Origin of the sequence: Halomonas sp. A3H3 (genome assembly GCF_000982975.1) — a bacterium.
Taxonomy (GTDB): domain Bacteria; phylum Pseudomonadota; class Gammaproteobacteria; order Pseudomonadales; family Halomonadaceae; genus Vreelandella; species Vreelandella titanicae.
Map to the genome: position 1 here is coordinate 3,227,187 of NZ_HG423343.1, position 15,742 is coordinate 3,242,928.

Sequence of the window (15,742 nt, forward strand, 5' to 3'; positions counted from 1 at the left end):
GGAGAGTGCCATGTATAGCAAGATCATGTTGCCGGTGGATTTGAACGAGGAGTCTTCCTGGTCGAAGGCGCTGCCCACAGCCCTGACGCTATGTCGAACTTTTGGCGCCTCGCTTCATGTGGTGACGGTACTGCCGGACTATCGTATGCCCATGGTGGGCTCCTACTTCCCCAAGGACTTCTCCAAAAAAGCGCATACAGCGATCACCGATGCGCTCCATGACTTTATCAAGACGAATGTGCCCGACGACATTCAGGTACAAAGTGTCATTGTGGATGGCTCACCTTGGGAGGCCATTATTAAAGCCGGTAAGAAACTGGACGTCGATCTAATCGTCATGGCTTCCCACAATAAGCGTAAGTTTGTCGATTATGTGCTCGGCCCCAATGCAGAGCACGTTGTGCACCATGCCAAAATGTCGGTAATGATTGTGCGCTAGACATTCAGAGCGTCACGTACGGAAAACCCAAAACTCCGGGCAGTTGCTCGGAGTTTTTTATGGCCGTCCGTCGCGCGTCTTGACTATATCGGTTTTTACTAACGCAGCAATTTAATTGGCGGTTGACAGCTGTTTCGTGGATTTTTTGTACGCGCATCTCAAAGCGTCACCCCAAACAGCGTTGGTCAGCTACATTAAGAGGGTATTAACAAATAATGTTAAGCCATTAATTTAGTGTTAATACCGTCAACGGGTAATGAGTGTTGATGCCTTAGAGGTAAATCCTGAATCCAGGGTCTATATCAGGAACAACAGGAGTGATGCCATGAATGCGGCTACAACAAAAACAAACCACCATGCGGATCAACCCAGCGTTAAAATCACTATTAACAAGGTTGGATTGGATCGACCCAGGGCGTGGTTGGCTGCTGGCGTAGAGGATTTTCGCCGGGCAACGGTAGTGAGCCTCTCTTATGGCATGTTTTGGGTGGGGTTGAGTATTGCCATTACTCTTGGCGCCTTCACCATGGGCTACTGGTACTGGCTGCTGCCCATGATTGCCGGGTTTATGTTTATTGGCCCGCTGGTGGCAGTAGGCTCTTATGGTATTAGCCGAGCGTTGGAACGTGGACAAGTACCTAACCTAGGTGATGCGTTTGGAAGCTGGAAGCCCCATGCTGGTCAGCTGGCGATGATGGGCGTCATGATGATGATCTTCTTCCTCGCTTGGATTCGTTTGGCCACGCTGCTGTTCGCACTATTTTTCGGTTTTGAAGTGCCTAGTCCCGCGTCGCTCTATACTGCGCTGCTGACCACCTCAGAGGGCCTGGGCATGTTGGCAGTGGGCACAGTTGCAGGCGGGATTTTAGCCTTTGGCGCCTTCGCCATAAGCGTTGTAGCGATTCCTACCTTGATGGATCAAGACCTAACCTTTATGGAGGGGATAGAAGCTAGCGTACGCTGTGTCGCGCGTAACTTTCGCGTGATGCTGTTATGGGCGGTGATTCTTACCCTGTGCGTTCTGGTTGGCGTTATGACGTTTTACATTGGTCTTGCACTTATTTTGCCTGTGCTAGGACATGCCAGTTGGCACGCCTACGAAGATTTGGTGCGCTTTGAACCCTTCGAGAAAATCAAATCGTAACCCTAGTGTGAACAGTAAATAACGTTTCAGTGACGAAAAAAACAGTATTTGCCCTGACCTGCTTAAGGAGATGGCGTAACCTTTACGCTGTCTTCTTTTATTGTTCCTGGGAGCTATAACCAGCGGGCAACCTTGCGTGAGGTGTTTACTGTGAAAGCGTGGTTAATGGGGTGGGCCGTGCTGATGTTCAGCGCTCCCCCGGTGGGGCTTGCTGATTCAGTCGATGAACTAGACGTGCCTAACGGGCCCGTTATTTTGACCGTCAGTGGTAACATAGACCTTACCAATGTGGGGAGTGAAGCGCAGTTTGACCGGGCCATGTTAGCGGCTTTACCACAGTATGAATTTGATACCAGCACGCCGTGGACAGAGGGCCGCAGCCACTATAGTGGCCCTTTAATGCGTGATCTTTTGGCGCTATTAAGCTCCGACAGTGATGCGGTTCACGTTTCCGCGCTGAACGGTTACGAAGCCGAAATACCGGTCAGTGATTTTATTGAGCACGATGTCATCTTAGCCATCGAAAAAAACGGTGAGGCGATTCCGATTCGCGAATATGGCCCTTTGTGGGTGCTCTACCCCTTTGATCAAGATGAAGTGCTGTTAAGCGAAAAAATCCGCTTTAGAGCGGTATGGCAGGTTATGCATATTAATGTTCTCTAGCGCTCCTAGTGCGCAGGCTTCCAACCTACTGCGTTATCCTCGCCGTTTTAAGCTCGTTGCCATTGTCGCGGTGTTACTGTTCGCTGCGGCGTTGGTCGTCGCTACCTTGGCCGCTTGGCGGCAGGAAAATCTAACCCAAAGCCTGAGGGAAGATACCGCCTGGGTTGTTTATAAGCTGGATCGTGATGCGGTACAGCTACTTAATCATTTATTGGCGGCAACCCGCGAGCCGATAACTCCGACGGCTCACGAGGAGCTAAATCTTCGCTTTGAGCTACTTTATAGCCGTATAACGCTGCTTAACGACGGCGAAGTCAGCAACTTGTTGCAGCAGATCGATACCGCCCGTGAGCTACTGGAAGAAATTCAGCAGCAGCTTGATGTGCTGGATATCATATTCGAACCCTACGGCGTGTTTGATCAACTGCCGATAGCAGCGCTGGAAGATGAGCTACAGGTACTAACGCAACTGACTGAACGCCTGGTTATTGCTATTAACGGCTATTTAGCCGAATCGGCGACGGAGGAGCGTGCCCAGCTCAGCCTGCTTTACAAGTTGCTGATGAGCCTGATTATTGGCATGAGCTTAGCGGCGTTTCTGGTGATTGCTTTTTTGGTGCGTGAAATGCGTGAGAGTGCGGCGATAAGGCGGAGCCAGGAGCAGCTTGGTCGGCAGCTGGAAGTCACCGCCAAACAGGCTCAGGCGGCGAATCAGGCAAAGTCAGACTTTTTAGCCATGGTCAGCCATGAAATTCGCACGCCGCTGAACGGTGTTATCGGCATGAGTGAGCTGCTGCGTGAATCCGCCAGCCCCGCTCAGGTAGAAGATTACGCTCATACGATCCACGACAGCGCCAACCAATTGCTGGCGATGATCAATGAAATTCTCGATTTCTCAAAAATCGAAGCAGGGCACTTAACCCTTGAAACATCGCCTACGGAACTCAAGCCGCTGGTCGATAGTGTTGTCGTGCTATTTGCGCCCCGAGCAAAAATGAAAGGGTTAACGCTATCGGTCAATGTCGATGCACTGGTGCCTGCCTGGGTGCTTGTCGATGCAGGTCGGCTGAGGCAAATTTTGCTTAACCTAATTGCCAATGCGATTAAATTCACTGATCACGGTGATGTCAGCGTACGAGTCTCTTCGACGGTGGAGCAGTTACTGTTTGAGGTCAGTGATACGGGCTGTGGTCTAAGCGAACAGCAACAGCAGCGTCTATTTGAGCCTTTTCAGCAAGCGGATGAATCGGTGGCACGTCGATTTGGTGGTACCGGGCTAGGGCTGGCAATTTGCAAACGGTTAAGCGAAGCCATGCAGGGGCGATTAGGGGTAAAAAGCCAATTAGGCCAAGGTAGCACTTTCTGGTGTGAGTTGCCCTTGATCGCCGCTGACCCCGTATCCAGAACGCTGCCCCCATCCCCCACACGGGACTTTACCGGCACAACACTGCTGCTGGTAGAGGATAATGCCGTTAATCGCAAAGTCGCGATGGGCTTGTTGGCGCGCTTAGGTTGCGATGTCGTCTGGGCCGAGAATGGCCATGATGCCTTGGCCATGGCCGAATCCCAACAAGTGCATTTGATCTTTATGGATATTCAACTGCCCGATATGGATGGCCTGGCAGTCACCCAGCGTTTGCGGGAACAGGGTGGCTGGCTGGCCAGTGTGCCGATTGTTGCCATGACGGCCGGGGGGGCTGAAGATGACCGTAAACGCTGCCTGGCGGCGGGCATGGATGATTACATCACTAAGCCACTGTCGCTTGCGGCGCTAAGTAACGTGTTGGCATTACAACTTTTTGCAACCCCAGACGCAACGCCTTTACAGGCATTAGCGGTCTCTCCTCCGTTAACCAAGCAGCAATCACTCCTTAACAGCGATACCCTTGGCATGCTGAGAACGACGCTAGGGGAGGCGAGCGTTACACAACTGATCATGCTATATGATCAGCAAGTAAGCGATTACTCCGCTCAGTTGGCTGCGTGTTTAGCCGCTACTCCCCTAACGTCAGAGCAGACACAGCAGGTTGAGCGGCTTGCCCACCAACTGCGCGGCGAGTCATTGAGTATGGGCGCCGACCAGCTTGCCGAATTGGCGAAGCAGCTTGAAAAATTAGCTGAAACGCAACATGCGACATCCAAGCAGCTTGATGATGCGTTCTGCGCGTTAAGACTTGCAGCGGCGCATACATATGCCGCACTAGAGAGGTGGTGCCGTGACCACTTATCAGGTTGAGCAGGGTATTCTTACTGCGGCCAGTCAGCAGGCTAATGCTTGCCAGGCAGCGGCGGAGTTAGCCGACGCTTTACAGCACGAACACTTGGGGTTCGTGCTGTTCTTCTGCAGCGCGGAGTATGATTTAGCTGCCCTAGCAGACGCGCTGGAAAGTAGTTTTCCCACCACGCCGCTAAGTGGCTGTACGACGGCTGGGGAAATAACCCCTGGAGGCTATGACCGCGGTTCCATCGTGGCGATTGGGTTTGATCGCCGACTGTTTGCCATTGAAACGGCGCTGATCGACGACCTGGAGCATTTTGAACTAGCCAACGCTCAACCGCTGGTCGATACGCTGTTGGAGCAGTGCCGCCAACAAACCATCGCGCCGATTAACGAACACAGCTTTGCGCTGACGCTATTGGATGGCTTATCCAGCCGTGAAGAGCAGGTGCTCGCTACCTTAGATGCCGCCCTAGGCCGTATCCCCAGTTTTGGCGGCTCGGCGGGTGACGACAATCACCTTAGCCATACCCATGTGTATACCGCTGGGCGCTTTTATACCCGTGCAGCAGTGGTGGTGATGATCAACACCCGGTTGCCTTTTGAAGTATTTTCAACCCACCACTTAATACCATTGGCCCACAAACTCGTAGTGACCGAGGCTGACCGCGAACAGCGGCGGGTGATAGAACTCAACGGGTTGCCTGCCGCCCAGGTATATGCCGAACTGGTAGGTAGTGCGCCTGCGCAGCTCAACGCTGGCATTTTTGCCCGTCATCCATTAGCCGTACGCATCGGCGGCCAGCACTACGTGCGCTCTATTCAGCGTGTTAATAGCGACAGTAGTTTGAGCTTTTACTGCGCGGTGGAAAACGGCATTGTACTGACCGCCATGCAGCCTACGCCGCTACTGGATAATCTCAGCGTGATGCTTGCTGGAGTAGGTGCCCGCCTAGGCGCGCCGAGCATGATTATTGGCTGCGACTGTTTTCTACGCAGGATGGAGCTCGAGGCGTTACAACAGTTGGATCAGGCATCGCAGTTGCTGCGCCAGGCAGGCGTAGTGGGGTTCAATACGTACGGTGAACAGCATCATGGTATGCATGTGAATCAAACGTTTACGGGGGTGGCGTTTGGATCTCTTCCAACTAACCACAAACACTGACGCGGCGGATGTCGCGGCGCTGCGGGAAGAGAACCGTCGCTTGCGTAAAGTGTGCCAAGCGCTGATGGAGCGGGTGGAAACGGGAAGCGGTGCCGACCCCGCGCCCTATGCCGCGTTTGAACGCTCAGTGTTACTTGCCGAACAGGTGCGTGAGCGCACTGATGCGCTGCACCGCACCTTAGACGAACTGAGCCAGGTCAATACGCGCCTACTGGCCGCGAAGGCCGAAGCCGAAGCCGCTAACCTCTCCAAAACGAAATTTCTGGCGGCGGTCAGTCACGATTTGCTTCAGCCACTCAATGCCGCCCGGCTGTTTGCCAGTGCGTTAGAAACCCACTCGCTTCCTGATACCTCACAAGCTCTGGTCGGCCATATTGGCCGTTCGCTGAAAGATGTTGAAGGCTTGATAGGAACGCTAGTGGATATCTCGCGTTTGGACGCAGGCGTACTCCACGCCGATAAAGCGCCCTTCGCGGTGAGCACGCTGCTAGATGCGCTGGCAGAGGAGTATCGCCAAGTGGCCGGGGTGCGGGGGCTGACACTGCACTACGTGCCTTCCAGTGCGGTGGTCGAGTCGGATCTAGCGTTGCTGGCGCGAGTGATCCGCAACTTCTTAAGCAACGCGGTGCGCTATACCGAGCAGGGGCGCGTGCTGCTGGGCTGTCGGCGGAGACGAGATGGCCTGGAAATTATGGTGGGCGATACCGGCCCCGGGATCCCTGAGCAGCAGCGGGAAGCGATCTTTCTGGAGTTTCGCCGCGCTAATCAGCCCAATAGCTCCCACAGCCGCGGTTTGGGGTTGGGTCTAGCCATCGTTGACCGGATCAGCGCCATGCTGGGACAACCGATCTCGCTCGCCTCTAGCCCTGGCGCGGGTGCGCTATTTTCGATCACCGTACCCTACGCGACGGCCGCGCCGCCTGCAGTGGCGAGCACTCATTATACGCCGCTGCCTGACGTTGCAGAGGATCCGCTAAGCGGCTGTGTCATTTGGGTGATTGATGATGACCTGGCGATTATAGAAGGTATGCAGGCGCTGCTGGGCAGTTGGGGGTGCCGAGTGCGCGCCGCCGCCACGGTGAGTGCGTTGGAGGCTGCCAGCGACGGTGAGCGACCGTCAGTATTGCTGGTGGATTATCATTTGGGCGATCACCGCGAAACCGGCATTGAGTTGGCCGCGCGACTGCAGCGCCGTTATCCAGGCTTGGCAGCGGTGGTGATTACTGCCAATCACGAGGCGGAGATTAAGCGTGCAACCCGCGAAGCGGGCATGTACTGCCTGCTCAAACCGTTAAAGCCCCTGCGGCTGCGCATGCTGCTAGCCACACTGCTCAATAAAGCCTAACGCGTGCGGTTGGCCCGGTGAAAGCTTAGATCTTCCTCGCCTGCGATAACAATGGCGTGAACCCGACTCGTGGCATTCAGCTTGCGCAGAATCGCCGAGACATGGGTTTTGACGGTCGTTTCGGCAATCAACAACTCCCGGGCAATATGCTTGTTCGACATGCCTGTCGTCATGCACGCCAACACCTCTAACTGCTTATCGGTTAAACGCGCCAACCGCTCGCTGGTTGATGAAGCATTTGCAATGGGTGGCACCGCAGAAGTGCGCGGTGCTGGGCGACGCATGATATCGGGCGGCAGGTAGAGCTGGCCTTCAAGAATCTGCGTTAACGCCGCCAGCAGCGCTTCCCGGGGTGTGGATTTGGGAATATAGCCCACCGCGCCGAGGGTAATGGCATCGAGTACCAGCTGGCGCTCTTGATGTGCAGAAACAATCGCCACCGGCAACCAGGGAAATGCCTCTCGCAGTGCTGTCAGCCCCTCTAAGCCTTCCGCATCCGGAAGGCTTAAATCCAGCAGCAATAGATCTAGCTCTGTTTGCGCTTCAATCAGCGTTATTGCATCAGCAAGGCTCTCTGCTTCCAATAGCAGGCTGCCTGCCAAGCCCCCGCTAATCACGGTTTGTAGCGCGTCTCGGAATAGCGGATGGTCATCCGCCACCAACAGGGAATACATGGCGTCTCCTACCAAGGGATGAGGGCTAATCCTGCCATCGGGCTATATCGCCATTTGCTTTAGTGAACAACACTGTCAATGCACCTTTAATAATCATAATACTCAGGAGCAATACAATGATCTACGCCAACCCTGGTGATACCGGTTCTGTGGTGTCATTTGAAAAACGCTATGGCAACTATATCGGCGGCGAATTTGTTGACCCGGTGAAAGGCCAATACTTCGATAATATTAGCCCCGTCAATGGCCATGTCTTCTGCGAAGTCCCCCGCTCAACGGCAGAGGATATCGATAAAGCGCTGGATGCGGCCCACAAAGCGGCACCTGCCTGGGGGAAAACATCCGCCCAAGAGCGCAGTAATATCCTGCTGAAAATCGCCGATCGTATTGAGCAAAACCTTGAAGCCCTCGCGGTGGCTGAAACCTGGGATAACGGTAAAGCCGTACGCGAAACTCTCAATGCGGATATACCGCTGGCCGTTGACCACTTCCGCTACTTTGCGGGCTGTTTACGCTCCCAAGAGGGCACCGCGGCAGATATTGACGCCAATACTGTCTCCTACCATTTTCACGAGCCGCTGGGCGTGGTGGGGCAGATTATTCCTTGGAACTTCCCAATACTTATGGCTGCCTGGAAGCTGGCACCTGCACTGGCGGCGGGTAACTGCGTGGTCTTGAAGCCTGCAGAGCAAACGCCTGCCTCGATTCTGAAGGTGATGGAAGTGATCGGTGATCTGCTGCCGCCTGGCGTGCTCAATATCGTCAACGGCTTTGGCGCTGAGGCAGGGCAGGCGTTGGCAAGCAGCAAGCGCATTGCCAAGATCGCCTTTACCGGCTCTACCCCTGTTGGCTCGCATATCTTGAAATGCGCGGCGGAAAACATCATTCCCTCTACCGTGGAGCTAGGCGGCAAATCCCCCAACATCTACTTTGCCGACATCATGAACGCCGAACCGACCTTTATTGATAAAGCAGTCGAAGGCTTGGTGCTGGCGTTCTTTAACCAGGGTGAAGTGTGTACTTGCCCGTCACGTGCGCTGATCCAAGAGAGCATGTACGAGGAGTTCATGGCCAAGGTCATCGAGCGTACCAAAACCATCAAACGCGGCAATCCTCTGGATACCGACGTGCAGGTGGGGGCTCAGGCCTCTCAAGAGCAGTTCGATAAAATCATGTCCTATATGGATATCGCCCGAGATGAAGGCGCGGAATTCCTCACCGGCGGTAATAAAGAGACCATGGACGACAGCATCAACGATGGTTACTACATCCAGCCCACGCTGCTGAAGGGTAACAATCAGATGCGCGTCTTCCAGGAAGAAATCTTTGGCCCGGTGGTGGCAGTCACTACCTTCAAGGATGAAGAAGAAGCGTTGGCGATTGCCAACGACACCGAGTTTGGTTTGGGCGCAGGCGTGTGGAGCCGCGATATCAACGTCGCCTTCCGCATGGGCCGAGGCATTCAAGCCGGACGTGTATGGACCAACTGCTACCACCAGTATCCCGCCCACGCAGCTTTTGGTGGCTACAAGAAATCTGGCGTTGGCCGCGAAACTCACAAAGTCGCCCTCGAACATTACCAGCAAACCAAAAACCTGCTGGTCAGCTACGACATCAATCCGCTGGGCTTCTTCTAACCCGCCACGTTTTTCTATGTATAGCTAGCCCACACCGCCCGGCATCAGCCGGGCGGTAATTGTCAGTCCCCTGACGCTGACTCTACCGATAAGAGCAGTGCTTAAACTGCCGTATCGAAAACTATTAGGAGTTGCATCATGGATAGCACAATGCGCGCGGCGGTCGTTCGTGAGTTTGGCCAGCCGTTGGTCATAGAAGAAGTTGACGTACCTCGCCCCAAGCAGGGCGAAGTGTTGATGAAAGTGGCGGCCTCTGGGGTTTGCCATACCGATTTACACGCCGCCCACGGCGATTGGCCGGTAAAACCCTCGCCGCCGTTTATTCCAGGGCACGAAGGCGTTGGACATATTGTGGCGGTGGGTGAAGGTGTTTCCCACGTCAAAGAGGGTGATCGTATTGGTGTGCCCTGGCTCTACTCGGCCTGCGGCTACTGTGAGCACTGTTTAGGCGGTTGGGAGACGCTGTGCGAGTCCCAGCAGAATACCGGCTACAGCGTTAACGGCGGGTTCGCGGACTACACCTTAGCGGATGCAGGCTATGTAGGGCGATTACCGGATGCCGTTGATTTTATTGAAATAGCCCCGGTGTTGTGTGCAGGGGTAACGGTTTATAAAGGCTTGAAAATGACCGATACCCGCCCCGGTCAGTGGGTGGTGATTTCGGGGATAGGTGGGCTTGGCCATATGGCGGTGCAGTACGCCAAAGCGATGGGGCTGAACGTGGCGGCTGTTGATATCGATGACGGTAAGCTAGCCCTGGCTGAGCGTTTAGGCGCCACGGTAACCGTTAACGCCATGAAAACCGACCCAGCGGCCTACCTGAAGAAAACCACTGGTGGTGCTCACGGGGCCTTGGTGACAGCGGTGTCGCCGAAGGCGTTTGATCAAGCGCAGAATATGCTACGCCGCGGCGGAACACTGGTGCTCAATGGCCTACCACCCGGCGACTTCCCGCTGCCAATCTTTAGCACAGTGCTCAATGGCATTACCATACGTGGCTCTATCGTTGGTACGCGCAGCGATCTGCAGGAAGCGCTGGATTTCGCTGCCGAAGGCAAGGTTAAGGCCACGGTCGCAACCGATACGCTGGACAATATCAACGATGTCTTCCAGCGCATGATCGACGGCAAAATCGAGGGTCGTATCGTGTTGGATATGGCGAGCTGACATCGTTCTAGTGTCGTATCTCAGGGGGAGGCAACTCCCCTTTTTAACTTCGGCAGTGTCACTGCTCAGGCACGATTTAATCCCCGCCGTTCCCCTGTTGGCCCAACCAACGGCGCGCCATTCGCTCTGCGTGGGCAAGGTTACTGACAACCGCTAACTGACCTGCTTCGCGCTTAATGCCCGCGCGTTTGAGTTTCAGCGCTATGCGCGGTGACAACCCTACAAATATTACCCCCACCCCATGCTCGCCCAGCTCGCGTCGCAGCGTATCCAGCGCCACCATGGCGGTGGTATCCAGGCTGGGTACATCGCGCATATCCAGAACGACGATTTTTACGCTGTGGTCAATCACTCTGAGTGTGGCAATGGCCTTTTCTGCTGCGCCAAAAAACAGCGGTCCGCTTATCTTATAAAGGGCTACTTCCGGCGGGAAGTGTTCGCTGGTGTTGGGTGCCGCCAAGCGTTGGGTATGAGTCAGCTGTGCCATTCGGCGAATAAACAGCGCGGCGGCTAGGCCAATACCCACGGCCACGGCAACCACCATGTCAAAAACAACCGTGAGTACGAAACAGATCACCAACACCCAAACATCGCTGGCGGGGGCGCTTTTCAGCGTATGCATAAAGTGGTGCGCCTCGCTCATGTTCCAGGCGATGATGAAGAGCAGGGCAGCCAGAGCGGCCATGGGTACATATCCCAGTACTCCCGCGAGCACGACCACGGCAAGTAGCACTACGACTGAGTGCACCACTGCAGCGATAGGTGAAAAGGCACCGCTTTTGATATTGGTCGCGGTGCGGGCAAGGGCCGCCGTGGCGGTAATGCCGCCGAAGAAGGGCACCACCATATTGCCCAGCCCCTGGCCAATTAGCTCGGCATTAGGATCATGGCGGGTGCGAGTTAAGCCATCTGCTACCACGGCACACAGTAGCGACTCAATGGCCGCCAGCAGTGCAATCGCCAGTGCCGGGCCAAGCAGAGCCTGAATCAGCGCAAAGTCGATCTCAAGCGGCGTGCCATCGGCACCAGGGAAATGCCACGGTGCGATAAAGCCAGGCGCGAAGGGAGGAATGCCACTGCCGCTTTCGCCCTGATACTCCCAGCTAAAGCGCGAGGCGATAGTATCGACCTCGACACCACCCACCAGCAGCAGGGCGGCAACCAGGGTACCCACCGCCAAGCCAACCAGCGGGGCAGGAACTGGCGTATTCAGGCGGGGCCAGATTAACAGCGTTGCCAAGGTCACAAGCCCGACGCTGATTTCAGCCAGTGACAGAGTGGGCAGTGCTCGACCAATCAGCATGAGGTTACGCAGAGTACTATCGCCGAGCTCGACCCCGGCCAAACCGAGAAAATCGGGCAGTTGCAGCAGCGCAATGACGACGCCAATGCCCGCTGTGAAGCCAAGAATGACCGGGTAGGGGACGTACTGAATCAGACTGCCCAGCCGCGACAGCCCCAGCGCGACCAAAATGGCGCCTGCCATAAAGGTAGCAATCAGCAGCCCGCCCAAACCATGATTGGCCACAATGGGGAATAGGATCACCACAAAGGCGGCGGTAGGGCCAGAGATATTAAACCGCGAACCGCCGGTCAAGGCGATCACCGCGCCTGCCACGATGGCAGTGTATAGCCCGTGCTGAGGTGGCACGCCAGTAGCGATGGCCAGCGCCATGGAGAGCGGTACCGCCACCACACCAATCGTCAGACCCGCCATTACATCCCGCTTGAATTTGGCCAGCGTATACCCTTCACGCCAGGCGTTTACTAACGCGCGGCCAGGCATCGGGAAAACGTATCCCGAAGATTGATGGACACGGGACATAGAGTCAGACTCCTAAAAATAGGGAAAACAAGCCATTACGCTACGCCTGCGGTGAAACTTGCACAACAAGTCGTTAGTCGCGGAGTCGTTCGCGCACAAAAAATCCCAGCCGCTTGGCTGGGATTTTTTTAGGCTAAGCGCAGATGCTTACTTATATCTGCGAGTCTTCAGGCGGTTCGCCGATGGTGCCAGGCATTGCCTGAACATGACCCATCTGCTCACCGGCCAAGGTGAGGAAGTGTAAGTGGCGCTCATACTCAGCCACCAAATCACCAATCACCTGACCACGGGTATAACCGTTAAGGTCTTTATCTTGTCCACCTTCCGCCAGGTAGACATCCAGACGTACATAGAAGTCATCATCGGCAGGGATGAAGCTTGGTGTGCGCATACGGTGCGGACACACTTGGTAGACAAAGCTGGTGGCGTCACCGAAGTCGACCTGGAGCGTCAGGTTCGGTAGCGACTCGCCCTCGACATGCTCTTCGGTCACATTGGCGGTTTGACCACGGCTTTCAAGCTCCTGAGCAAACTGGGTCATCGCTGGGCGAATGGAGTGCTCGATCGTCGCAGCGGCACCCGCACGATTAGAGGTATCCAGGGCGCGATCCAGGCGCTCTCGCCAGTCACCACCGGGGGCACCACCAGCAATCATGCGGCGTGCATCGGCTTTGCTACCTTCAAGTTTCAGCGCTTTATACATGCCCACCATTACCGCGAAAATCACCACTGAGAAGGGCAGTGCGGTTATAACGACGGCACTCTGTAGTGCGTTCAAGCCTCCGGCCATCAGCAGAGCAATGGTGATCAACCCTATCGTCGCAGACCAGAAAATACGCAGTTTCACCGGCGCATCGTGGTTCACGTCGCTCAAAATAGAGGTGAAGTTGGCCAGTACCAGTGCACCGGAGTCCGCTGAGGTAATAAAGAACACGATACCCAGCACGGTGACAACCGCCGCAGTTAGGCCGACATAGGGGTAGTACTCAAGCAGCGTGTAGAGCGTTGTTTGTGGGGTGTTAAGAGCCTGTTCACCCAGTTCGACAACGCCCTGGTTGGCCACCAGCTCAATGCCGCTGTTACCAAATACCGACATCCACACCATCATAAAGGCCAGCGGAATAAACAAGGCGCCTGCGACAAATTCACGAATGGTGCGGCCGCGGGAGATACGTGCCAGGAACAGACCCACAAACGGTGTCCAGGCAATCCACCAGCCCCAGAAGAAGATCGTCCACCACATCTTCCACTCTTGGGCGCCTTCATCGGCAAAGGCGTAGGTGTCAAAGCTTGCACCGACAAAACCGGATAGATAATCACCGGCGTTATTGACCACCTTATCCAGCAGTACCAGGGTGTCGCCTGAAAAGAGCACAAACAGCATCAGCGCCAATGCCAACAGCATGTTGAACTCAGAGAGGCGACGAATGCCTTTCTCAACGCCGGTTACCACGGAAATCGTCGCCAGTACGACCACCAAGACAATCAAAATCACCTGCACGGTGAGCGTTTCCGGTACGCCGAACATATAGGTGAGGCCGTAGTTGAGCTGCATCACCCCGATACCCAGGCTGGTAGCAATGCCGAACACGGTAGAAATAACCGCGGTAATGTCCACCGCGTTACCAATGGGGCCGTGGATACGCTTCCCTAGAATTGGGTAGAGCGCGCTGCGGATCGCTAGCGGCAGGCGATGGCGGTAGCTAAAGTAGGCCAGCGCCATACCCATCAACACGTACAGCCCCCAGCCGGAGAGCCCCCAGTGCAGATAGGTTTGGACGACGGCGTTACGCATTGCGGCCTGGCTCTCCGGGGTTAAATCCGGCGGTGCCAAATAGTGGGCCACTGGCTCGGCAACGCTGAAAAACAGCAGGTCGATACCGATACCCGCGGCAAACAGCATGGCTGACCAGGAGAGTAGCGAAAACTCGGGTCGGGAGTGGTCGGGCCCTAGGCGAATACTGCCAAAGCGTGACATGCCAATAGCAACCACAAAGACCAGGTAGGCAACAATCGCCAGCATGTAGTACCAGCCAAAGGTTTTGCTGACCCAGGCAAGCCCGGCATCAAAAAAAGCACCGGCTTGCTCGGTGAACAGCATGGTGAGTACTAAAAAGATAACGATACCCGCCACACTGCCGTGGAAAACCACGGGATTGAGGCGGTCGCGGGAGGGGAGGATGGGGTTGTCTTTCGCCATGCAGGCGGACTCCTGTTGTTGAAAGATGAATTTTTATTTTGAATGAACGTTCAAATAAAATACGCGATTAAGTGTCCCCCTTCAAGTTAACCTTCCTATTTGGGTTGAATTAGCGTGGAGTTATCAGCGTGCTGATGAAAGCGCAGACACAAAAACGCCCGGAAAACCGGGCGTTGGATCAAGGTTTGAGGCTTGGCCTGCGTTTATTCGCTGTCGGCGTTTTCGTCACTATTACCATCGTGATGGCCACGTTTGCCGTGCTTGCCACGATACTCTTCATGGGCTTCTTGCATGGCGTTGCGCAGTGCTTGCTGCTCTTCTTCTGTGAGAATTTCAGCTACCCGTTCGTGATGCTCTTCACGCAGTGCCTGCATGGCTTCGCGATGTTCAGCGTGTGCTTCGTTAAGCTCTGCCTGTTTCTCTGCTGAGATATCTGCACGCTCGTACACTTCCTGGCGACGCTCCTCCATGCGCTCTTCCATGCGTTCGCGATCAGGGCCTTGCCCTTCATGGTCACCGTGGCTATTTGCTTGAGCGGTAAACGCTAATGGAGCAATGGCGATAGCCAGCAGGGCGGGGGCTAACAGTTGGCGAATTGACATTTTCCTAGCACTTGAAACGTTCATAAGTACTCTCCTGATGAGTTGACGATGACAGTATCGCTAGGCGACGTGCAAACCGTTTGCAGATAGTGTGCAACAATCATGATCTTATTGGCTTGTTGCAGGTCGTAGTCGCTAGGTGAGGGGTCACCTACTTTTCAAGGAGAAGCATCATGTCGCGAACCGAGCAACTTCGCGTATGGCAGCAGCGTTGCGCGTTTACCTCTCTCCGCCGCGTGACTGGCCTGGGGGCCATTGCCTTAATGCTGAGTGCTTGTAGCGCTGCCCAACACGTTAGCCAGGGTGAGCCTGCGATTGAGAGCAATGCGCTGCGCGAACCCCAGCCTTTTACGCGCTTGTCACCTGCCACTTATACGCCCGAAGAGTGGCCCCAGGCGTTAACAGCTGATGTTTATCTACCCGACGACTCGCTCGGTAGGTTGCGACCTGCTGCCTTAGTTGTGCATGGAGGCGGCTGGCGTAATCGCACACCGGAAGATATGCAGAGCATCGCTGAGAGCTTAGCAGGGCAAGGCTATGTGGCGGTTAATATTGAACACCGCTTTGCGCCGGAGTATCGCTTCCCCAGCCAACTGCACGACTTGCAACAGGCGATGGCCTGGATTCACGCCAATGCCGATAGGTGGCAGGTGGATACGAGCC

At 55.1% G+C, this 15,742-nt stretch carries 13 protein-coding genes; 9 read left to right on the top strand and 4 right to left on the bottom strand.

The features are described from left to right. The first annotated feature begins 10 nt into the window (after positions 1-10). The 6 genes from HALA3H3_RS14350 (at position 11) to HALA3H3_RS14375 (ending at position 6,974) form a co-directional block, all read left to right on the top strand. The gene (locus tag HALA3H3_RS14350; protein ID WP_027958076.1) at positions 11-439 is read left to right on the top strand and encodes a universal stress protein; all 429 of its coding nucleotides are present in this window, start codon (positions 11-13) and stop codon (positions 437-439) included. A gap of 325 nt (positions 440-764) precedes the next feature. Next, entirely contained in the window at positions 765-1,583 is an 819-nt protein-coding gene (locus HALA3H3_RS14355; protein WP_022522289.1) for a DUF2189 domain-containing protein, read from the top strand. 165 nt (positions 1,584-1,748) lie between these two features. Further along, positions 1,749-2,246: a putative pterin-binding protein gene (locus tag HALA3H3_RS14360; protein WP_053857001.1), complete on the top strand. Its 498-nt coding sequence runs from the start codon at positions 1,749-1,751 to the stop codon at positions 2,244-2,246. Beyond that, complete coding sequence (locus tag HALA3H3_RS14365; RefSeq protein WP_022522291.1) at positions 2,236-4,482, top strand: hybrid sensor histidine kinase/response regulator; 2,247 nt, start codon at positions 2,236-2,238, stop codon at positions 4,480-4,482. Before HALA3H3_RS14360 ends, HALA3H3_RS14365 begins: the two co-directional genes overlap by 11 nt. Next, positions 4,463-5,629 carry a nitric oxide-sensing protein NosP gene (gene nosP / locus HALA3H3_RS14370; RefSeq protein ID WP_022522292.1) on the top strand — a complete coding sequence of 389 codons (1,167 nt, stop codon included), beginning with the start codon at positions 4,463-4,465 and terminating at the stop codon, positions 5,627-5,629. Before HALA3H3_RS14365 ends, nosP begins: the two co-directional genes overlap by 20 nt. Further along, a complete protein-coding gene (locus tag HALA3H3_RS14375; protein WP_022522293.1) occupies positions 5,598-6,974 on the top strand; it encodes a hybrid sensor histidine kinase/response regulator in 1,377 nt (458 codons plus the stop codon). Before nosP ends, HALA3H3_RS14375 begins: the two co-directional genes overlap by 32 nt. Here HALA3H3_RS14375 and HALA3H3_RS14380 read toward each other — a convergent pair. After that, a complete protein-coding gene (locus HALA3H3_RS14380; RefSeq protein ID WP_022522294.1) occupies positions 6,971-7,648 on the bottom strand; it encodes a response regulator in 678 nt (225 codons plus the stop codon). The two genes, HALA3H3_RS14375 and HALA3H3_RS14380, sit on opposite strands and share 4 nt — an antisense overlap. Before the next feature lie 116 nt (positions 7,649-7,764). Here HALA3H3_RS14380 and exaC point away from each other — a divergent pair, with 116 nt between their 5' ends. Together exaC and adhP are read left to right on the top strand one after the other, a co-directional pair. Continuing rightward, positions 7,765-9,285, top strand: a complete 1,521-nt coding sequence (gene exaC, locus HALA3H3_RS14385) for an acetaldehyde dehydrogenase ExaC (RefSeq protein ID WP_022522295.1) — start codon at positions 7,765-7,767, stop codon at positions 9,283-9,285. Between the two features lie 138 nt (positions 9,286-9,423). Then, positions 9,424-10,452, top strand: a complete 1,029-nt coding sequence (gene adhP / locus HALA3H3_RS14390; RefSeq protein WP_022522296.1) for an alcohol dehydrogenase AdhP — start codon at positions 9,424-9,426, stop codon at positions 10,450-10,452. A 76-nt stretch (positions 10,453-10,528) separates the two neighbouring features. Here the strand turns inward: adhP and dauA are convergent, their stop codons facing one another. The 3 genes from dauA to HALA3H3_RS14405 all read right to left on the bottom strand — a co-directional run bounded on the left by dauA (position 10,529) and on the right by HALA3H3_RS14405 (position 15,103). Beyond that, positions 10,529-12,277 carry a C4-dicarboxylic acid transporter DauA gene (gene dauA / locus HALA3H3_RS14395; protein WP_022522297.1) on the bottom strand — a complete coding sequence of 583 codons (1,749 nt, stop codon included), beginning with the start codon at positions 12,275-12,277 and terminating at the stop codon, positions 10,529-10,531. Between the two features lie 151 nt (positions 12,278-12,428). Beyond that, on the bottom strand, positions 12,429-14,477 hold the full coding sequence (betT, locus tag HALA3H3_RS14400) for a choline BCCT transporter BetT (protein WP_022522298.1): 2,049 nt from the start codon (positions 14,475-14,477) through the stop codon (positions 12,429-12,431). A gap of 203 nt (positions 14,478-14,680) precedes the next feature. Then, complete coding sequence (locus HALA3H3_RS14405) at positions 14,681-15,103, bottom strand: hypothetical protein (RefSeq protein ID WP_022522299.1); 423 nt, start codon at positions 15,101-15,103, stop codon at positions 14,681-14,683. A gap of 149 nt (positions 15,104-15,252) precedes the next feature. Here HALA3H3_RS14405 and HALA3H3_RS26185 point away from each other — a divergent pair. After that, the coding region (locus HALA3H3_RS26185) for an alpha/beta hydrolase (protein WP_144410457.1) at positions 15,253-15,742 on the top strand (490 nt) is incomplete at its 3' end.